General features: G+C 55.5%; 19 protein-coding genes. 8 read left to right on the forward strand and 11 right to left on the reverse strand.

Annotated features, from left to right (window positions below; all coding sequences use genetic code 11):
- Positions 1-4: 4 nt before the first annotated feature.
- The gene (locus HY751_07910; protein ID MBI4666316.1) at positions 5-1,846 is read right to left on the reverse strand and encodes a VCBS repeat-containing protein; all 1,842 of its coding nucleotides are present in this window, start codon (positions 1,844-1,846) and stop codon (positions 5-7) included.
- A gap of 147 nt (positions 1,847-1,993) precedes the next feature.
- Positions 1,994-3,145, reverse strand: a complete 1,152-nt coding sequence (locus tag HY751_07915; protein MBI4666317.1) for a hypothetical protein — start codon at positions 3,143-3,145, stop codon at positions 1,994-1,996.
- Between the two features lie 328 nt (positions 3,146-3,473).
- On the opposite strand from HY751_07915, the gene HY751_07920 reads away from it, so the two are divergent.
- From HY751_07920 to HY751_07930, 3 genes are read left to right on the forward strand one after another with little or no spacing between them, the layout of a single operon-like run.
- Positions 3,474-4,202, forward strand: coding sequence for an EI24 domain-containing protein (locus tag HY751_07920; GenBank protein MBI4666318.1), 729 nt, complete (start codon positions 3,474-3,476; stop codon positions 4,200-4,202).
- 30 nt (positions 4,203-4,232) lie between these two features.
- Positions 4,233-5,189, forward strand: a complete 957-nt coding sequence (locus HY751_07925) for a DsbA family protein (GenBank protein ID MBI4666319.1) — start codon at positions 4,233-4,235, stop codon at positions 5,187-5,189.
- Positions 5,159-6,115, forward strand: coding sequence for a retroviral-like aspartic protease family protein (locus HY751_07930; protein ID MBI4666320.1), 957 nt, complete (start codon positions 5,159-5,161; stop codon positions 6,113-6,115). The genes HY751_07925 and HY751_07930 overlap by 31 nt, the downstream gene beginning before the upstream one ends.
- A 3-nt stretch (positions 6,116-6,118) precedes the next feature.
- On the opposite strand, the gene HY751_07935 is transcribed toward HY751_07930, so the two are convergent.
- Both HY751_07935 and HY751_07940 read right to left on the reverse strand, forming a co-directional pair.
- Positions 6,119-6,505, reverse strand: a complete 387-nt coding sequence (locus tag HY751_07935) for a HEPN domain-containing protein (GenBank protein MBI4666321.1) — start codon at positions 6,503-6,505, stop codon at positions 6,119-6,121.
- Complete coding sequence (locus HY751_07940; protein ID MBI4666322.1) at positions 6,492-6,824, reverse strand: nucleotidyltransferase domain-containing protein; 333 nt, start codon at positions 6,822-6,824, stop codon at positions 6,492-6,494. Before HY751_07940 ends, HY751_07935 begins: the two co-directional genes overlap by 14 nt.
- Before the next feature lie 220 nt (positions 6,825-7,044).
- Here HY751_07940 and HY751_07945 point away from each other — a divergent pair, with 220 nt between their 5' ends.
- Positions 7,045-7,959: a hypothetical protein gene (locus HY751_07945; GenBank protein MBI4666323.1), complete on the forward strand. Its 915-nt coding sequence runs from the start codon at positions 7,045-7,047 to the stop codon at positions 7,957-7,959.
- A gap of 63 nt (positions 7,960-8,022) precedes the next feature.
- On the opposite strand, the gene HY751_07950 is transcribed toward HY751_07945, so the two are convergent.
- Together HY751_07950 and HY751_07955 are read right to left on the reverse strand one after the other, a co-directional pair.
- Positions 8,023-8,520, reverse strand: coding sequence for a hypothetical protein (locus HY751_07950; GenBank protein ID MBI4666324.1), 498 nt, complete (start codon positions 8,518-8,520; stop codon positions 8,023-8,025).
- Between the two features lie 61 nt (positions 8,521-8,581).
- Positions 8,582-10,120 (reverse strand): tetratricopeptide repeat protein, encoded by a 1,539-nt coding sequence (locus HY751_07955; protein MBI4666325.1) that lies wholly within the window; start codon positions 10,118-10,120, stop codon positions 8,582-8,584.
- A gap of 263 nt (positions 10,121-10,383) precedes the next feature.
- Here HY751_07955 and HY751_07960 point away from each other — a divergent pair, with 263 nt between their 5' ends.
- Positions 10,384-10,980: a LemA family protein gene (locus HY751_07960; protein ID MBI4666326.1), complete on the forward strand. Its 597-nt coding sequence runs from the start codon at positions 10,384-10,386 to the stop codon at positions 10,978-10,980.
- A gap of 20 nt (positions 10,981-11,000) precedes the next feature.
- Positions 11,001-11,783: a YgcG family protein gene (locus HY751_07965; protein MBI4666327.1), complete on the forward strand. Its 783-nt coding sequence runs from the start codon at positions 11,001-11,003 to the stop codon at positions 11,781-11,783.
- 7 nt (positions 11,784-11,790) lie between these two features.
- Here HY751_07965 and HY751_07970 read toward each other — a convergent pair whose 3' ends face one another.
- A complete protein-coding gene (locus HY751_07970; GenBank protein ID MBI4666328.1) occupies positions 11,791-12,237 on the reverse strand; it encodes an Hsp20/alpha crystallin family protein in 447 nt (148 codons plus the stop codon).
- A 120-nt stretch (positions 12,238-12,357) separates the two neighbouring features.
- Positions 12,358-12,978, reverse strand: a complete 621-nt coding sequence (locus HY751_07975) for a hypothetical protein (GenBank protein MBI4666329.1) — start codon at positions 12,976-12,978, stop codon at positions 12,358-12,360.
- A gap of 199 nt (positions 12,979-13,177) precedes the next feature.
- Between HY751_07975 and HY751_07980 the strand changes: the two genes are divergently transcribed.
- Together HY751_07980 and HY751_07985 are read left to right on the forward strand one after the other, a co-directional pair.
- Complete coding sequence (locus HY751_07980) at positions 13,178-14,146, forward strand: WYL domain-containing transcriptional regulator (GenBank protein MBI4666330.1); 969 nt, start codon at positions 13,178-13,180, stop codon at positions 14,144-14,146.
- 161 nt (positions 14,147-14,307) lie between these two features.
- Positions 14,308-14,535 (forward strand): AbrB/MazE/SpoVT family DNA-binding domain-containing protein, encoded by a 228-nt coding sequence (locus HY751_07985; protein ID MBI4666331.1) that lies wholly within the window; start codon positions 14,308-14,310, stop codon positions 14,533-14,535.
- 60 nt (positions 14,536-14,595) lie between these two features.
- On the opposite strand, the gene dnaK is transcribed toward HY751_07985, so the two are convergent.
- The 3 genes from dnaK to HY751_08000 all read right to left on the reverse strand — a co-directional run bounded on the left by dnaK (position 14,596) and on the right by HY751_08000 (position 18,933).
- Complete coding sequence (dnaK, locus tag HY751_07990) at positions 14,596-16,512, reverse strand: molecular chaperone DnaK (protein ID MBI4666332.1); 1,917 nt, start codon at positions 16,510-16,512, stop codon at positions 14,596-14,598.
- 156 nt (positions 16,513-16,668) lie between these two features.
- Complete coding sequence (locus HY751_07995) at positions 16,669-17,259, reverse strand: inorganic diphosphatase (GenBank protein MBI4666333.1); 591 nt, start codon at positions 17,257-17,259, stop codon at positions 16,669-16,671.
- Positions 17,260-17,733: 474 nt separating this feature from the next.
- The gene (locus HY751_08000) at positions 17,734-18,933 is read right to left on the reverse strand and encodes a hypothetical protein (GenBank protein ID MBI4666334.1); all 1,200 of its coding nucleotides are present in this window, start codon (positions 18,931-18,933) and stop codon (positions 17,734-17,736) included.
- Positions 18,934-19,047: the final 114 nt, after the last annotated feature.

Here is a 19,047-nt window from a genome sequence, read left to right on the forward strand (position 1 = left end):
CAGATCATTCCCCCGCTGTATATAGTATTAGTTCCGATTTATCTGGACCCGTCACATGGGTTTCCGTTTTTCCCGCCAGCGTATGGCCGGGTTTTCCCTGAACCGGAGCCATGGCGAAAATTACCCCGTCGGTGATGGGGGTGGAGAATTTTATCTCATACCCCAACCCGCCGTTCACAAGATAATGGACCCTGGATTTGCCGTAAACCGGCGCCGCGGTAATGTAGTATAGCGAATGAACGTTCTGCGCCGCTATTATCACCGCGAATTCCCCGGACATTCCGGCGGGGGCAACCTGCGGCTGAATCTCGAAATATTGGGGCAGTTCCCCGGCGTCGGGCAGTTTGATGGCCATTTCAGACCCGCCGAACTGGCCCGGAACCTTCACCCAGCTATTGAGCGCGCTGGAGAAGTAGGCGAAGTTCTTCCCGCCGTCAAACCCGGCCATGTCAATGGCCCCGTCACCGTCCATGTCGGAAAACGCCAGCCCGGAAAGATTGGCGCCGCCGGGCAGGTTGGCGAAGGGTTTTTCAATAAAACCCGCGCCACTCCGGGTAAGAAGTAATATCTTGTCCTCCAGTCCAAGATCCGCCCGTTGGCGCTGGCCGTACAGTCTGCCGTCGGACCCAGCGTAGAACAGCATGTTCCGCGTTTCAATGGTGGGAGCATAAACTCCACCCTTCTTCTCCATAACGAAAGAGCGCGCGGCGCCGTCGGCCAAGGCGTTAACGTAAATCTCCGGAACCCCATCGCCGTCATGGTCCCCCACGGCAAAACCCGTGATCATCAACCGCCGTCCGGCTTCATGTTCCCAAGCCTTCTCCAGCGTCCCGGCGCTTGTCATGTGGAGCAGGATTACTTTGTTATCCAGCCCCGCCAGCGTGTCCGTTACCCCGTCCGCGTCTATATCCCCGCCCCACAGGGCCGTTAGCTTCCCGTCCAGCCTGGCCAGGGTTACGCTTTTAAACCCAGTTCCGGTGGAAACTTCTTTCGGGGCGGGTTTTATTTCCGGCGCGGTGGGGGCCGGGATGATAACCGGCGCGGCCACAGGTTTTTTAGTTTCCCGCGTCTCCACTGCTTGCGAGGCCTCCTGCCCTGCCATACCTGCGTAACGCTCCAGCGCTTCGCCGCTGTCCAGGCTGTAGAGAACTATGTCCACAAGCTCCCTGCCTTTTTCCGTTTTAACGGATATGGCAAGCGCGTACCGGGCTCCTAAAGTTGCGGCGGCGGCAGACCGGTTGGCGCCGTCTTTGAGCCACTGGGCCGCGTCTGCTATGCCCCGGTCGAAAATCAGCCGTTCCACCGCCATGGGTGGGGCCACGGCCAGCCCGCGCCAGTTGGATAGCTCGTTGATGGCCGATGACCTGAGCGCGGCCTGCTCCGGATAACCGGGCGGGATGAAAAACATAACGGCCACCACGGTTGGCGCCTGGGGAACGCCTATATAGTCGCCTGGTTTTATCTTTTCCTTGCCGGAAACTATGGCGCATTTGATTATCTTGCCGTCGTCGGACAGGGTTTTGACATCCCCCACCGGCTCGGTTATGGTTCCAAGCTTCTCCCTTGTTACGGGATGGAAGAGCTGTTCTTTATCCCGGACGATCGAAAACCGCATCCCGGCGGGAACGGCCTGCCCCGGTGATGTTTTTGCGATAAAAACTTCTCCGCCCTTCACGCTTATTACGGAGCCCGAGGGTGTTTGCAGACGCGGCCGCATCTGGGCCAATCCCTCCATAAGGGCGCTTCCTCCCGGCGTGGCGTTTGCGGCGGCGGGGTATGGGCCGGCCACGGCCACAACCAGCGCGGCCGAAAGGGACATTAAGAGGATTTTTTCCAGTGCGATCATTTTTATCACGGCGCTGATTTGAAAATGACTTTAACTATAACATATGGAAGGTTAGCGAATCGTTAAAAGAAAAGGGGCCCGGCCATTACAGCCGAACCCCTTTTTATCCTGCCAGGGAACCTTTTTACGAGCCCCCGTTCAATCAGCTTAGTAGTACAGGACGGTCCTGAAAGCCAGCCGGGTGGGATCGTCGCTGGTGCCGTCCAGGTCCTGCTTCTCATACTCCAGGGTGAACACGAAAGCGTCCACATGCAGGCGAACGCCGAGGTCGTAACCGGTGTTCTTCTTCTCGCTGGCGCCTTTGCTCTTGATCTCGTCCCAGCCCTGGTAGCGGCCGATGAGTTCGAGGGTGTTCGGAACCAGGAAGTAGCCGAGGCGGGCATAGTAACCCTTCACCTCGTAACCGCCGGCCAGGGTGTCCTTGTCGGCCCCTTTCAAGGCGGCGTACTCACCGTCGATCCACAGGCCCAGGTCTTTCACGTCCAGCTTGGCGCCCACGGAGTACATGGAGCGGTCCAGATCCACCACCACTTTGGAAGAGGAGGAGGAAACGGCGCCGGTGGTAAGGTCGGCGGTGGAGGAGGTCACGTTAACAACGGCGTTCTCATGCTTGTTGATACCGTAACCGGCGTTGATGCGGAGGCCTTCCACCGGGGTCAGGATCAATGCCGCAGTGTAAGCCGCGTCCATGGTGCCGTTGGCCCAAATGGCTTTGGAGCCGGAGATGGAGCCGCCCACGTCGCCGTTGTTGCCGTAACCGTTGGTGGCGGTGATGCGCAAGTCAGCCATGCCGCCGAGCTTCTTGAACACCAACTCCACGCCGCGGTCGCGGGTGTTGTTGCCGGAGTCGGCCAGGAAGCTGGTCATCTGCTTTTTACCGGCCTGGTAAACATCGAGGTTCTCGATCTTGCCGCCGGAGGTTATACCCACTTCGTAGGTGCCGTAGGGGCGCATCTGGCCGATGTTGATGTCGAGAACGTCGCCGAGCGGGCGGAGGGTTATCCAGCCTTCAACGAAAGCGACCGAGCTGTTGGAGCCGGAGCCGTCGAACAGCACGTTATAGCCCAACACTTTGTCGGCCAGGTCGCCCTTGGCGCCAAGGCGCATCTGTTTAATCTGGAAACCGAAGGACTTGTCTTTCCCCTTCTCCCCGGAAGAGTCGGTGGCGGTGTTGAAAGCGCTCTCATCGAGAATGCCCCACACTGTGGCGTAACCGCCCACTGAATTGTTGTCGTTCACCTTGAAGGCGTAGGCGCCATTCGTGGTGAGGGTGATGGCCGCCATCATGGCGAAAGCCATCAATGCGAATCTCCTCATCGCGCTCATTTTCTTAAGACCTCTTAGAATGTTAAAAGGAAAATATAAGACGCTCACGGCGCAGGTTCGCCTCTTAACCTGCTCCGTGGGGTGTATTATTTTTTCAAAGCGAGGGGCAAGTCAAGCCGTTTTTGGGCCTTAACATAAATCTAACATTTGGATTTATAAAAGGTTATGGGTGGATAACGATATATGAATATATTTCAGGATGATAAATAACAGCGTCTTCCGGCCAAACGTAAAGCGCCCTGAGCCAAGGCATATTGCGTGATAAAATCCAGTTTTCGTAACTGGCGGTAAAGGCAAGAGAATGGGCGGATTCACATATCTGTTTCGCGGGCTGAAAATGATATTGGGTGACCGGCGCCTGTTAAAACTGGCCGCCATGCCCCTGCTGGTGAACATCGCGGTGTTCGCGCTGTTCTTCCTGTCATTTAATTTCTTCGCATTCCACATTTCGTCATATGTGTTCACCCAGTCTTCGCAGGAGTGGTACTGGGCGCTCCTCTCCATGGTAACGGGGGCGGCGCTGTTTGTGATATCCATTCTTGCGGTTATATTCACATTCACGGCCGTGGGGCTCATAATCGCGTCGCCGTTCAACGACGCGCTCTCCCGCGCCGTTGAGGAAAAGCTTACCGGCGGGGCTATCGAGCGCAAGATGCCCATATGGGCTCTGGCGAAACTTGTCATGGCCAACGAGTCCCGGAAAATGGCCCTTCTTCTGGCCATACAGGCGCTACTGTTCCTCATGAACCTTGTTCCCGGCATTGGCAATATGGCTTTCGTGGCCGCCAGCGGCTTTTTCGTGGCTTTCGCCATGGCCTATGAGTTTGCCGGTTACACCCTGGACCGGCGCGGGTACACGTTCGCGGAGAAACGAATGTTCATCCTGTCCCGGCCATGGACATGCCTGGGCTTTGGCCTTGCCGTGGCGGGAGCGCTTCTGATACCTTTTATTAACCTTGCGTTCATGCCTGTGGCCGTGGCCGGTGGCTCCATCCTGGCTGTGGAGAACGACCCGGCCCTGCGTGGCTGAACCAGGCTTTTCCTTCTGGAGTTTCAAGGAATGGACGTTTCCTTCGATAAAGAGATAATCCGCTTTTATCTTTCGTTTAACGACCCGGCAAGCTTCATCCTTGCCCCCATGGTGAAAAACCTCTCCCACGCCTATAAAGTGGATGTGGAATACATCCCCGTAACCACTTTTGACCGCACGGGGCTTTTTTCCATAAACGAGGCAGAGCGCAGGTATTACATCAGAGACATAGGGCGTTTTTCCAAAAAGGCGGACAGGAAACTAAATTATATAGACCAGCCGCTGGACTGCCGGAAAGCCTGCCTTGGCCGGTTCTACGCCGATGAAAAGATGCTGGGGCTTAAATACATCAACCTGGTGATGGCCGCCCGGTGGCTGGGCGCCAAAGACATTTCAAATACCGGGGCGATCGCCGAGTCGGTCAAGTTCATCGAACTGGGCGGAACCGGGCTTGCCATGGCGCTGGAGACTTCATTGTACGAAACAGCCCAGGCCGAGGCGGAGGCCGGGGCCGTTAAGGACGGCGTAATTGGCGTTCCGTTCATGGTTTTCCGGGGCGAGGGTTTTTTTGGGGCGGACAGGCTCCCTTACCTTGAAGACGTTATAAAGTCCGACCCGTCTCTTATAGTCCATCATGACGCAAGCTACTCGGTAATAAGCCCCGGTGAAATGGCCGAAAAGGTGAAAAACAACGAGCCCCTTTTGGCGCTGGATGTACGTATTCCCAAAGATTTCGGGCAGGGGCATATTCCGGGGGCCAACTGCCTTCCCGCCAAGATCGTTTACCGCAACATGAACAGGCTGGACCGCGACTGGACCATCATAGTGGTGGACGAAGGTGGCGTGGAGGCCAGCGAAGTGGCTTTCGCCCTGGCGGGCGCGGGTTTTGGCAAAGTGGCCGTGTTGTCCGGGGGCATGAAACTGTGGAACGGGGCCGTGGAAACCGGCCTGGACAAATGGCAGGACAAGTTAAAAACCGTAAAATGACGCTAAAACCCGTTTCGATGTTGACCGTGATGGCCCTATCGGCCATAACCATTGCCGGTCCGGCCCGGGCCCAGATATACAAATGGAATGAAGAAGGCGGCTCCGTAAGCTTTTCGGACGATGCGAGGAACATTCCCGTAAAATCCAGAAAAGACGCCCAGATAATCGCCACCCCCGATCAAAATAAAAAGAGCGAAGAAGCCGAGCCGCAGGATAAAGGCGGCTCCGGATTAGCTCCCCAGGCTGTGGCCCAACCCGCCGGGATGCGCTCGGATAAGGTGATCAACGTTCCGTTGAAGTCCCACGGGTTCAGTTATCTGGTGGATACGGAGGTGAACCGGGGAACGCGCGCCAGCTTTCTTGTGGATACCGGCGCCAGCTTCGTAATAATCTCCCCCGAACTGGCCAAGAAGATAGGTGTATCCAATATGGACAACCTGCCTAAAATGCCGGTTACCACCGCCGGTGGCGTCTCGTGGATATACCTTATCGAAATCGAGAGCCTCAAGGTTGGGGAGGCGGAAGCGGTACACGTTGAAGCTGGCGTATCCAGCAGTATTGGCGAGGGGTTTGACGGACTTTTGGGCATGAGTTTCCTCAACGAATTCATCCACCAGATAGACGGCCCCGGCTCCAAAATGCTTTTAAAATCCGCCAGGGGGGCCGGGCAATCGTTCGGCGGGCACGACAAGGGCTGGTGGCGGACAAAATATACCCATTACTCCGAAAGCATCCGCCGGTTCACCGCATACCGGGAAAGCCTTGTCACCGGCGCGCCTCTTGACGATCCCGAAATCAAAAAGGTGAAAGGCTTTACCGAGAAGGATGTGAAGAAGATTATCGACTACTACACGGGGTTGTTAAACTCGCTGGACCGCCGCGCCTCCGCCGCTGGAGTGCCCAGCGACTGGCGGGTGTATCCGTAAGATTTACTTTTGGTCTAATTGCCCATTAACATGAGCGATAAGCGCGCTGACCTTGCCAATCAATTCTGTCCTGTCCACCGGCTCTTCGTTGTATATCTCATAGCGGTATTCAACAGCGAAATCCGTGAGATCCGCCAAGTCCTTGAACCTTTCAATACTGGACGCCCCATATTTTTCAAGCTGGGCCAGAAGAAGCCTTAAGTCATGCTTTCCCTGGTAAGCCTGGTTATTAAGGCACATCCATGCCTTTAGTGTCTTTTCCACGGCTTGCTGGGCGTGAAAGCCGAAGATTGAATCCGAAAACATGGAAGGCTCCAGCATATTGGTCATCGCCTGAAAATCCAGCAAGGCCAGCGCTATCAACCGGCGCGCATGGTCAATGCCGTTCATAAAGCGATTTGCCTTCTCTGGCGGCTTTTTGGAGAACATGGTTTAAGGAGCTTTGCATCTCCTCGTACTCGTCAAGTGAATACACCAAAAGGTCTATTGGTAGCGGCGCGTCCCAAATAGCCCGCCGGATTTTACTGAGCTCTTTCCTGCGTGACCGGGCCGGGCCAAAAGGCTCCCTCTCAATGACCAGTATGTCATAATCTGAACCTGCCCCATGCTCACCCCTGGCCCTAGAGCCGAACAGTATTATTTTCTCCGGCTGTGTGGCATGGACTATGGCTTGAACCACGCCATCGAGATATTCGGTTTCTTTATCCATGGTTAAAGAATGATGTTAATTTGTCTTGCTCTGTTGTTTTACTATTTTCAGTAATTCTAGCATGAGAAGCTTGTGTGGGGTTCTTCAGCCAAGCCTGAGTTGCATTAATTCCACTCCCCCCGCAGTTTAAATCATTTTTTCGCATCTTCCCTCATCGCCGGGCATCAAATAGCGGTCACACACTCAACACGCCGTTTATTGAAAGAGGGGGAAATTGAAAATGCCCAGGTTTATCTACGCCCTGTTTATAGCTGTAACGCTCATTATTTCAGCTGGTTCATCTTTAGCCGCCACCTCCTTGCAACCATACTTAATCATGGGTGAGCTAAAAGGCTCCATGGCGGAAGCTGAAAAAGCCGTGGGCGAGGCGCTGGCCTCGGGCGGGTTCTCGGTGATTGGCGCATACTCGCCCGCCAGCGACCCAAAGTTACGCGCCATCGTTTTCACCCGGGACGACATAAGTTCAGCCTTGGGCGGCCTGGCCCCCACCCGGATGCTGGCGGCGGCTCTCAAGGTTGGATTAAAACAAGGCCCCGGCGGGGTGACTGTCACCATCGTCAATCCCGAATACCTGTTCCGCGCCTATACGCAGAAAGAATATTCAAAAGCGGAACGGGCGCTTTCCAAGGTTCACAACGACGTTCTGGCGGCGTTCAAACCAGACGCGGGATTTAGCGCCAAACCCGCGCCCATGGGTGGTGGAGGGCTTGCGGTCAAAGACCTGGAGCATTACCACTACATGATTGGCATGGAATATTTTGAGGACATGTCCACCCTCAACGACAAGCCTTCCACTTTCGAAGAGCTGACGGCGAAGATAGAAAAACGCCTGGCGGAGAAAGCTGGCGGGGCCGAAAAGGTTTACTCAATAAAACCGGCGGGTAAAAATGTGGCGGTATATGGCGTGGCCCTTACCGACACGAAAATGGGCGAGCGGTTTTTCCTGCCCATCATAGGCACAGACCACGTGGCCGCCATGCCTTATGAGCTTATCGTGGTGGATAAAAAGGCATACTGCCTGTATGGAAGATACCGCATCGCGTTGCACTGGCCAGCGCTCACCATGGGGACGTTCACAAAGATAATATCCACCCCCGGCGAGATAGTGGACCAGTTGAAAAGCCTGGTCAAATAGCGCGGTTTAATTGGCGCGGACGGTTACAGTTCAACGTCCGCGCCGTTACTTTACCGACGCGCGCTATTCATCGGTGGAAACCGACATCACCAACATGAACAAGGCGCTCATGAACGCCCCGGCAAGACCGAACGAGTAATAAACATTCTCCACTTCCCACTTTAGGGCCGCCATAAGCTCCGGAGCCATGTACCCGCCGCAAAGGCCCCCGGCCAAAGCGCCGTATGGGGCGGCGCAAACCACCCGGCGGAATACCCGCCGCATCCGGTTCCGGGTGTAGGTGAAATAACCTATCAAATCGAAACCCAGCCCGAATCCGCCAAAACACAAAGTAACCAGCGCCCCCCTCTCCAGCGTGGGGGCAATTATGATGCCCAACAGCGCCCCCGCGACGCCAAACAATATGGCGGCTCCGGGGAAATGCGTCCGCATCTTTATGCCGCATCTTGGGCACATTCCGTCCGGCGTGGATATCATCATCCCGCAAAGGGGGCAGACGGGGGGTTTTCGCTCCTCTTCTTCCATCGAGGGTTGATATTGATTGAAACCTTGCTCGTCCATGAGTGATTAAGCTGGTTGGGTTTGAAAAGTTGAGCCGCGTTACCAGGAAGCCGGGAGTCTATTACCCGCCGGCGTGCTCTCCCAGCATCTCCAGGTATTTGTCCACCTCGGTAAGAGACGGATCCAGCGTTTTGGCCTTCCTGAAATACTCCAGGCTCTTGTCTTCCTGGCTGGCCTTGAAGTAGGCCACCCCAAGGTTGAATATGATCGCCGCGTCGTTCGGGTCCAGCTGGGCGGCGCGCTGATACTCCATCACCGCCGCGTGACGGTCTCCCATGGTCCTGTATATAACCCCGCACAGGTTGTACGAAAACTTGTCCGAAGGGTTTATTTTCTTGGCCTTCTCGATGAAATAAAGGGATTCCCTGAACATCTTGCTCCGGTACAGCGCCAAGGCCGCCTCCTCGTACACTTCAAAAGTCCCTTCAGAAAGCTGGTCGGCCTTTTTAAAGGCGAAAAGGGCCTTCTGGGATTCATCGCGATTGAGGTACACCTTGCCCATCTCCACCCAGCCTTCGGCGTCTTTGGGCTCTATCTGGTGGGCGCGTTCGAACATCTCCATGGCTTTTAACTTCAGGCCGGTTTTCTGGTAGGCCACCATCAGGTTGTAATACGCCGAAACCATGTCTGGATCCAGCTCCACAGCCTTGTTCATGTTCCCGATGCCCTCTTCCTGCAAGGACTGGTCATTTTCCGCCTCGCCATGCTCAAACTTGGCCCGGCCCAGCGAGTTTTGCCCTTTGGCCTCCATGGCCCTTCTCAAATCCCGGGCGAAAAGCCATACGGCCTTGCCCAGATACTCGATGGCCTGGGGGTATTTACCATCCCTCAGGTAAGCTTCGCCCAGTTTCTGGGTTATGTCCGCAGATTCCGGCTGGGCTTGCAGGGCTATCTCCAGTTCCTTGATGGATTGGGGTATCTTGCCCAAGGCTTTCAAGGCCTGCGACAACAATTGATGCGCCTCCACCGCCCCGAAATCGCTGGCGATGACTTTCCTTAGCAGTTTTTCGGCGTCCCCGTAAAACCGGAACCGCATAAAAGTCTTGCCCACTTCCAGCTCCGGCTGGACGCTGAATGGGGCAACATCTCCTAAAGCCAGGAACCGGCGGGAAAATTCCTCCGCCTTGCGCCTTTGGCCCATCTCGGTTTCAGGGGCTTCCATGGCCAGGTCGACCTGGTCAAAGTAAGCGTCCACATCTTTCCGGACCATGGCGATCCTGCGTAGCAGTATGTGCGTAAGCCTTTCCCGGAAAAGATGGGGCATGGGGGGTTTAACTATGCACTCGTCCACCCCGGCGGCGGCGGCGGCGCGGATGTCGTCTTTCTTCTGCTCGTCAACCAGCATGATGAACGCCATGTTCCTGGAGCGGGCGTCGGCCCTCACGCTCTTCAACAGTTCGTAGCCGGACATATTGGCCCCGCCCCAGTCGGCCACTACAAGGCCAATGCTTTTGGATGGGGTGCTGGTGGAGAATATTATGGCGTCGAAGGCCTCTTTGCCGTTCTGGGTTTCCAGTATTTCGGTGAAACCAAGAAGCGATAACGCCGAGCGTATCCTCTGCCGCTCTACCGCCGCGTCTCCTGCGATCAGCGCACGCATCACCCGTTCCCCCTCTTCTGCGCCATGTGTCCGCGCGGCAAGGCAAGGCGCGGAGGCATAATATGGTGAAAGAATTGCGAGTTATTTTACTTCATTATCTTGAGGTCAATTCCAATACTGTGTCAACAGTTTATTGCCGGTTCAAAATGACAACCCCAACCGTTTTCAACTCAAACACTTGTCACGCCCACTGCGGGGTCATATCATGGTGGGGGCCGGTTTATGTAACAACTGTTTTCGTTTTGAGGTTTGTGATGGATAAAATGGCGAGGCTCTCACTCACCGCTATGCTGGCGGTGTTTGTCTTGACGTTGAACGGTTGCGGCTATAACGCCTTCCAGGCCGGGGATGAAAGCATAAAAGCCCATTGGGCCGAGGTGGTAAACCAGTACCAGCGCCGGGCGGACCTTGTGCCCAATCTCGTGAACGTGGTCAAAGGCTATGCCGCCCATGAAAAAGAGATACTGGAAAATGTCACCCTTGCCCGGTCTCGCGTGGCTTCCATCCAGGCGACCCCGGAGCTTTTGAACGACCCGAAAGCCTTCGCCGCTTTCCAACAAGCCCAGGCGGGCCTGCAAGGCGCCCTTTCCAGGCTTATCGCCGTGGCCGAGAACTATCCCCAATTGAAAGCCGATGGTGTTTTCCGCGACCTGATGGCCCAGCTGGAGGGCACGGAGAACCGCATCACCGTGGCCCGCAACCGTTACATAAAAGCGGTGGAAGGATATAACGTGACCGTGCGCTCGTTTCCCTCGAACCTCACGGCCATTGTTTTCGGCTACACGGTGAAACCCACCTTCGAGGTGGCTAACGAAAAAGAGATATCCACTGCCCCCAAGGTGGATTTCGGGCAAAAATAACCATCAGCCCTTTTAGATAAATGCGTATAAATATTTGGCGGCGCGCTCTTTTTATCCTGGCTCCCGCTACGGCGCTCTGCCTGTGGCCCGGCGCCGGGCGGGCCGAGACGCCAATACCCCCTTTGCGTACCGCCGTGACCGACCTGACCGGAACGCTTTCATCCAGCCAGGCCGCCGAGCTGGAGTCGAAACTCCGGGAGTTTGACAAAACGAAGGGGAGCCAGGTGGCGGTGCTTATAGTCCCGTCCACCAAGCCGGAGACCATAGAGCAATACTCCATCCGTGTATTTGAAAGCTGGAAACTTGGCCGGAAAGGGATGGACGACGGGGTGTTGTTCACCGTGGCCATGCAAGACCGTACCATGCGCATTGAGGTGGGTTACGGGCTTGAAGGGGCTTTGCCGGACGCAATTTGCAAAAGGATCACCAGCGAGCTTGTGGTTCCCAGGTTTAAGGAGGGAGACTACGCTACAGGAATTTCCGCCGGGGTGGACGCAATATTGAAATCCATCGCCGGGGAGAAATTGCCCTCGCCAGCAAGCGCCGGACAGGAGGATTTCTCGGGATGGGAAATCATATTGATCCCTATCATCCTCTTTATTGTGGTTTTTTTCATTATTTTGTCCAAGGCCGCAGGGAGGGCAAAAAGTGGAAGGCGTGGCCCGCCAGACAATGGTTCCGGTTATTATGGCGGCGGTAGCGACTATGGAAACTCTTCAAACAGCGGAAGCGATTCCGGTGGCGGTGATTTTAGCGGGGGCGGGGGCGAATCCGGGGGTGGAGGTTCATCGGACAACTGGTAGTTTGATCCTATTCCGACGACACGGGGATTACAGAACCCGCCGTTTGGGTTTTCGCTTTCGGAATGGTAACTGAAAGCAACCCGTCTTTTAATGACGCGCTCACGCTATTTTCATCCACCTCGCACGGCAGGATGAAATTGCGGATGAACTTGCCATAGTTCCGCTCTATACGGAAATAGCTTTCATCGCTCACGTCTTTCTGTTTTTTCCGCACGCCCACGAAGGTAACGGTGTTGCCGCTGATGTCCAGCACCATGTCGTCCAGGCTCATGCCGGGCACTTCCGCCTTTAACACGAACCCTTCGGCGTTCTCGTAAACGTCGCACAGCGGCACCCAAGGGGAGGGGAACCTTATGTCCACATCCAGGTTCGCCAGCACATACTCGAACAGCTTGCTCATCCTGTCCTGCACGAACATCAGGTCTTTGGCTGGATCCCAACGCAATATGGACATTTTTCCCTCGAACCCGCGCTTGCATGGTTATTATGTAATCAATATAAAAGGCCCGGCCCCGTATGGCAACTTTTTGTTGCCGGCGGGGGCGGGCTTTTCATTACCAGCCAGGCCATTGACCTATGGGGCCGCCTGCAACATTCCCTCAAGCTCGCCCAGCGCGGCCGCCACTTCCGGCCCGGCCTTTTCGCCTGAAGGGGCGCCAATTGTTTCACGCAATAGGCTTTCCGCCTCGTCCGAACCTTTGCCGGTATATTTGACTGCTCCTGTCCTGCCCCACGCGCCTGCTGAATATTTGTGAGACGTTGTGGAGTTCAATGCGTAGCATGGGCTTAGGCTACCGTTAATGGACAGGTAGAAACATCCAGTCAATCTTCCGTCTGATTCTATGACGAAGGTGTAATCGTAATACCAGCCGGTAATGGCAGTCTGGACAACCAAAAGATATTTTGAAAGTGATGGAGACCAAGCGGCCAAGGCCGAATATGTTGGATAATCAGCGTCATATCCGCTATAAATATCCTCACCATCGGAGTTTTTCTCCGATGTTTTGGCGTCCAGGGTAACTTTTTTTGTATACTCGCTGATGATGACATAAACGAACTTGAAGTTGCCCAGAAGCTTATCCGCCTCGGCCGTATTCGAACCGCCAGACCCTCCTCCGCCGCAGGCTGAAACCATCAACACCGTCATGAGAGCCGCTAACACCTTTTTCATCTTCCCCCTCCTTTTCTCGTTCATAACCGCTCCGGGGCGCGGGCTCCGGCGCTAATGGAGAGAGGGTATGGCGCCTTTGTGACAGGGCAGGTCACAAATTCCCTTGTACTATTTCATTTTGAGACCTTGCCTGTCACAACGTTCCGGTATAATTTGGTGTGGGTTTTTATGACGGGACGGAATACGCGTCCTGCCGAATTTCCATGTAACCCGGGAGGCCGGTTTGCCCAGGAACAGCCAAAGCGTCCGCATTATTGGCCTGATGAACGATTTGCGCTCGGCCTCCGGCGTTTATCCATCCCACGCCGCCAGTAAATACATGGTTACGGTACGCACCATCTACCGGGATATGGAGGGGCTGGAGAAACTGGGTTGCCCCATATATAAAGACGAAAGCGGATTCCGGGTTGTCTGGCGGATGCAGAAGACCAATGGAGCGGAATCCGGCGAAATCCCTTTTTCGCAGGGTGAAAAGTTGTCGCTCCTTTTTGCGTCCAATCTGGCGAAGAAGCTGGGTGGTTCCTCTTTTGAAAATAATATCCTGTCGCTGGTGGGCAAACTGGTGGCGCGGGGAAATGGAACCAACGGATTTCAGTCCGCTAAAAACCTGTTCTTCCCCTTCGTGAAAGGCGCGAAAGGCTACGCATCCCATGAACGCGCTCTGGACAAAATCGTTTCCGCCATCATCGAGTCCAGGGTTGTTTCCATCGTATATAATTCGTTCCATTCGGGCAGGGTGAAAAAGCTTTCTATCCATCCTTATCACGTCTTCGAGCATTCAAACGGGCTGTATGTTTACTGCCATTCCCCGGCGCACGGCAAAATAATAACCCTGGCGGTGGAGAGGATAAAAAACGTAACCGTTACAAATGAGCTTTTCCAGCCAGGCCCGGCGCGGAATATACCGGAAATTTCCCAAGACAGCATCGGCCTCGGCTCCGGCCGGCGGGTGAATGTGGAGCTGGAGTTCGACGAGAATGCGGCCAAATACGTCAAGGAGCGGCGCTGGCACCCTTCGCAGAAAATCGTTGAGATGGAAGATGGGCGCGTCCGGTTATCAATGCAAGTCTGCCTCGATTACGAGCTGACGCGGTTTATTTTGGGTTTTGGCCCGGCGGTGAGGGTGGTAAAACCTGCGGGATTGCGAAATAGAATTGCGGCCAGTTTAAAAGAGACGCTGGAGAATTATTAGAACATATATGAACTTCAGGAAAGCGCAGGAGTAATCATGTCTGGATTGACAATCACAGATGTTCTGTTCAGCCGCCTAAGCCCGTCGCCGGAACGTCGCGCATTTTTCCGCAAACGAAACAAGCAATAGCATTGTATCCTTATTGTAAGGAAACAAGGAATGTGCTTGCTAAAAAGACATCGAAGAACCAACTGACCCTTCCAAAAAAAATCGCAGATGGTTTTAATGGTGTGGACTACTTCGATGTTTCCGTTAAGGACAACTCCATAGTCCTCAAGCCTGTTAAAATAGAGCCCGCCAGGAAGGGGCTGGAGAGCATGAGGGATAAAATCAAGTCGCTCGGACTGGATGATACCGACATAAAAAAAGCGATTCGCTGGGCGCGCTAAATAAAAAGCCCCGCCGTCCTTTCGAATGGCGGGGCTGATTAACTCGACTGCCCTTAAAGACTACTTCTTCTCCTTGTCGCTGTCCACGAACTCCGCGTCCACCACGTCTTCCTTGGGGCCGCCTGAAGGTTCGCCACCGGGGCCTTCATGGCCGCCATGGGGCGCGCCGCCTTCCGCCGAGGCTTTCTGGTAGATGGCTTCCGCCAGTTTATGGCTGGCGGTCTGGAGCTTTTCAACAGCCGCGTGAAGCTCCGCCGGGTCTTTAGACTCCATGGATTTCTTCGCGTCCGCCACGGCGTCTTCCAGGTTTTTCCTGTCGCCGTCGGAAAGCTTGCCGCCGTGCTCTTTTAACGCCTTCTCGGTCTGGTAGATCAGCGCGTCGGCCTGGTTGCGCGCCTCGGCCAGTTCCTTGGCGCGTTTGTCCTCGTCCTCGTGGGCCTGGGCGTCGCCCACCATCTTCTTGATGTCGTCCTCGTTGAGGCTGGATGAGCCGGTGATGGTTATCTTCTGCTCCTTGCCGGTGCCCTTGTCCTTGGCGGAAACGTGGACGATGCCGTTTGCGTCTATGTCGAAAGTCACCTCAATCTGCGGCATGCCGCGCGGCGCGGGCGGGATACCCTCCAGGTGGAACCGGCCCAGTGTGCGGTTGTCCGTGGACATCTGGCGCTCGCCCTGCATCACGTGGATCTCCACCGATGTCTGGTTGTCCGCCGCGGTGGAGAATATCTCGCTTTTCCTCGTGGGGATGGTGGTGTTGCGCTCTATTATGCGGGTCATCACGCCGCCAAGGGTTTCAATGCCCAGCGACAGGGGCGTAACGTCTAGCAAAAGTATGTCCTTCACCTCGCCGCCCAACACGCCGGCCTGCACAGCCGCGCCCAGGGCCACCACCTCGTCGGGGTTTACGCCTTTGTGCGGCTCTTTGCCGTAATAGTTTTTAACCAGCTTTTCCACCATGGGCACACGGGTGGAACCGCCCACCAGTATGGCCTCGTGGATTTCCGACTGTTTCAGCCCGGAATCCTTCATGGCGTTCTCCACCGGCTTTCTGCTCCGCTCCACCAGGTCGTCTATCATCGCCTCGAACTTGGCCCGGGTGAGGGTTACGTTCAGGTGTTTGGGGCCTGAAGCGTCCGCGGTGATGAATGGCAGGTTGATGGCGCTCTCGGGGCTTTGCGAAAGCTCTATTTTCGCCTTCTCCGCCGCCTCTTTAAGCCTTTGCAGGGCCATCACGTCCTTGCTTAAGTCTATGGTGGTGTCTTTCTTGAACTCGGAGATCAGCCAGTCTATAACCCGCTGGTCGAAGTTGTCGCCGCCCAGGTGGGTGTCGCCGTTGGTGGCTTTCACTTCCACCACGTTGTCGCCCACTTCCAGGATGGATATGTCGAACGTGCCGCCGCCCAGGTCGTACACGGCCACCACTTCGTCTTTCTTTTTGTCCAGCCCGTAAGCCAGCGCCGCCGCCGTGGGCTCGTTGATGATGCGTTTAACCTCCAGCCCGGCTATCCTGCCAGCGTCTTTGGTGGCCTGCCGCTGGGCGTCGTTGAAATATGCGGGAACGGTTATAACCGCTTCGGTCACTTTCTCGCCCAGGTAGGCTTCCGCCGCGGATTTGAGCTTCATAAGAATATGGGCGGATATCTCCTCCGGCGAGTACTGTTTGCCCCGCACTTCCACCATGGCCTTGCCATCGGGGCCAGCCACAACCTTGTAAGGCACCAGCTTCATTTCCTGGCTCACCTCGCCGTACTGTCTGCCCATGAAGCGTTTTATCGAGAATATGGTGTTTTCGGCGTTGGTGATGGCCTGGTTCTTCGCGGCCTGGCCCACAAGCCTTCCACCATCTTTGGTAAACGCGACCACCGAGGGAGTAGTCCTGGAACCCTCTTGGTTTACAATAACTTTCGGCTCGCCACCTTCCATTACGGCAACGACCGAGTTTGTGGTTCCCAGGTCTATGCCTATTATCTTGCCCATTAATCCTCCTTCGGCTTATCTGTTAGAGCCCTATGGCTTTATATGTCCTTTTGCTTTATAAAACCGGCGCCAGGCCGCGTCAAGGCAATAATCAAAATAGGCGGGATTTTGTGGAAGAGATGGCCGGGGGTTAGCGCTTCCCCGGCCCGGCGTGAGCTATTTACCTTCGCCCCGCACGAACTGGGAATTGGGGATATAACCATACTCCTGGAACAGCCTCTTCTTCTCCGCCTGGAACATGTCCATGGAGCGGCGCACGGCCTTGGCCGCTTCGTCGTGGTTCAAGAAGTCTGTGACTTTCACCTCTTTTTTCTCCAGGGTCTTGTATTCCTCGAAGAACTTCCTCAGCTCGTCCCGCTGATACTGGGGAAGCTGGCTTATGTTGAATATTTCGGTATAGGCCGGGTCTGTGGCGGCCACGGCTATCACCTTGTCGTCAAGTTCCCCCTGGTCGAACATCTGCATGAGCCCTATCACCCTTCCCTCCACCAGTGAACCGCTAGGGATCGTCTCTGAGCAAAGGACAAAGATGTCCAGCGGATCGTGATCGTCACAATAGGTCTGGGGGATGAATCCGTAGCTGTGCGGGTAATGCACGGCGCCGTGCAGGATGCGGTCCACCTTCAGCAGGCCGGTCTTTTTTTCAAGCTCCAGCTTAAGCCGGGAGTTGGACTCTATCTCTATATAGGCGGTCACGTAAGTGGGGGCACGATCGCCAGTGTTGATATCAAACCAAGGGTGCATTATCTACTCCAATTCGCAAAAGGGTGAATTTAGCATAAAAACGGCATTGGGTTCAACAAAGGCTGGTTGAAGGTGGTGTCGCAGTTTGAATCTCAAATAATAGACAGATCTTTCATTTCGCTTGCGCTTCGCTCAGGATGACAATGTTATCAACGGCTTTTATATTGTCATTCTGGGCGTAAGTGAAGAATCTCCCCTGTACTTTCAAACTGAGACACTACCTGGTTGAAGAATCCGTGGTCAGCGACCACGGGGAAGCGGGGTAAACGGCGTCCACAGCGAAGCGGATCGGGCGGCCATGGGGAAACTGAATTGTCACCCTGAGCCTGCCGAAGGGTGACAACAGTTAGTGTCGGGCTTCGATAGGCTCAGCCTGACAGGCTTCAACAAGCCCGGACTGGCAAGTTCGGCTCCCGCAAATAAAAAGGGCCTCCACCCGAAGGTGGAGGCCCGTAAGAGCGTTACGCTTGCTTCGGTTTAGAAGCCGGCGAATACCATGACGGTGAGCTGGTTGTCCTTGCTCCGGCCATCTTCGCTGTACACAGTGTACTCCGGCGTGATGGACACGTTCTGGGCCAGGTTCCAGGTCAGCTTGCCAGTGATAGCGGAGGTCTTCAGGTCGGAAGAGCCGCTCTTATCAGTGGTGTTGCCATAAGCCAGGCCAAGCACCAGAGCCTTGCTCAGGCCGAGCTCGGCCTGCGCGGAGAGGTAGTCACCCTTTTTGTACATCACGTCATTCGCGGAGACGGTGACATACTGGGCCTGCAGCTCGAGGGTCATGCCACCCACGTCGCCCTGGGCCTGGAGGTCAACACCGAGAGCTTCGGTTTTGACTTCGGCGATGGCGGTGCCATCGAGGCCGAGGTTGCCGCAGTTGCCGCATTTGGTCTTGCCAGCGGTGCCGAACACGCCGATGAGGGTGTCAAAACCACCCAGGGTCGGCATAACAGCCACGCGATAGGAAGTGGACAGGTCGAACCCGGTGTCCGGGCCTTCGATGGCCGGGCCCCAGAGGCCGACGGCGGCGAATATCAGGCCGGTGTTGGCGTACAGGGTAAGACCGGTCACCTCGCCGTCACCCAAGCCGGAAGCCTGAGCGGCGGAGGTCTCTTTCCTGTGCTCGAAAGCGCGGGCAGAGCGGACAACGCCGGTGTTGGAGAGGTCCATGCCCCAGAAAGGCCCAAGGGCGTCGGTAGCGAAAGCCACCAAGCCGGCCCTTACGTCACCCACGGTGCCGGTGAAGACAACCTTGGAGGACACGGCAGGCCCGGGGAACTCTACGGCGTAACCCACGTTCTTGCCAGCGCGGCCGGCGAACCAGGCGGCGGCTTCATCATAAACCTGCCACTCACCGCGCTCCAGACCCACTTTCGGATCGGAAGACGTTTTGTTGGTGGCCTGCTGGTAGCGATACTTGATCACGAAGGACACCGGAGCGGTAGCCGGAACGGACACCAACTCGTCCTCGATCAGGTCCACAGCGGCGTCAGTGAAACCGCCAGCTTTGAACGAGCGCCCGAAAGCGTTCAGTTTCGGGATGTGCTGATAGTGACAGCTAAAGCAGGGCAGGTTCATCTGCCGGGCAAATGACGGAACCGCCGCGCTCTCCTTCGGCGTCACCATCACGCCCATCATGGCGAACGCCATGACCGACATAACGACAAAAAGTTTCTTCATTTAAACACGCCTCCTCAAAAAGTTAACTTAAGGCACCTAGACATATATTTCACACCCGCTCTGTAACCGGGTTTGAAATCACTGTGGACAGCTCGAATTGATGAGTTCTATTAA

The organism is Nitrospinota bacterium (genome assembly GCA_016208975.1).
Taxonomy (GTDB): Bacteria; Nitrospinota_A; UBA7883; order UBA7883; family JACRLM01; genus JACQXA01.

Bases quoted from the DNA above. Each gene is read 5' to 3' on its own strand.
- HY751_07910 (MBI4666316.1), bottom strand. From the start codon at position 1,846: ATGATCGCACTGGAAAAAATCCTCTTAATGTCCCTTTCGGCCGCGCTG.
- HY751_07915 (MBI4666317.1), bottom strand. From the start codon at position 3,145: ATGGCTTTCGCCATGATGGCGGCCATCACCCTCACCACGAATGGCGCC.
- HY751_07920 (MBI4666318.1), top strand. From the start codon at position 3,474: ATGGGCGGATTCACATATCTGTTTCGCGGGCTGAAAATGATATTGGGT.
- HY751_07925 (MBI4666319.1), top strand. From the start codon at position 4,233: ATGGACGTTTCCTTCGATAAAGAGATAATCCGCTTTTATCTTTCGTTT.
- HY751_07930 (MBI4666320.1), top strand. From the start codon at position 5,159: ATGGCAGGACAAGTTAAAAACCGTAAAATGACGCTAAAACCCGTTTCG.
- HY751_07935 (MBI4666321.1), bottom strand. From the start codon at position 6,505: ATGAACGGCATTGACCATGCGCGCCGGTTGATAGCGCTGGCCTTGCTG.
- HY751_07940 (MBI4666322.1), bottom strand. From the start codon at position 6,824: ATGGATAAAGAAACCGAATATCTCGATGGCGTGGTTCAAGCCATAGTC.
- HY751_07945 (MBI4666323.1), top strand. From the start codon at position 7,045: ATGCCCAGGTTTATCTACGCCCTGTTTATAGCTGTAACGCTCATTATT.
- HY751_07950 (MBI4666324.1), bottom strand. From the start codon at position 8,520: ATGGACGAGCAAGGTTTCAATCAATATCAACCCTCGATGGAAGAAGAG.
- HY751_07955 (MBI4666325.1), bottom strand. From the start codon at position 10,120: ATGCGTGCGCTGATCGCAGGAGACGCGGCGGTAGAGCGGCAGAGGATA.
- HY751_07960 (MBI4666326.1), top strand. From the start codon at position 10,384: ATGGCGAGGCTCTCACTCACCGCTATGCTGGCGGTGTTTGTCTTGACG.
- HY751_07965 (MBI4666327.1), top strand. From the start codon at position 11,001: ATGCGTATAAATATTTGGCGGCGCGCTCTTTTTATCCTGGCTCCCGCT.
- HY751_07970 (MBI4666328.1), bottom strand. From the start codon at position 12,237: ATGTCCATATTGCGTTGGGATCCAGCCAAAGACCTGATGTTCGTGCAG.
- HY751_07975 (MBI4666329.1), bottom strand. From the start codon at position 12,978: ATGAACGAGAAAAGGAGGGGGAAGATGAAAAAGGTGTTAGCGGCTCTC.
- dnaK (MBI4666332.1), bottom strand. From the start codon at position 16,512: ATGGGCAAGATAATAGGCATAGACCTGGGAACCACAAACTCGGTCGTT.
- HY751_08000 (MBI4666334.1), bottom strand. From the start codon at position 18,933: ATGAAGAAACTTTTTGTCGTTATGTCGGTCATGGCGTTCGCCATGATG.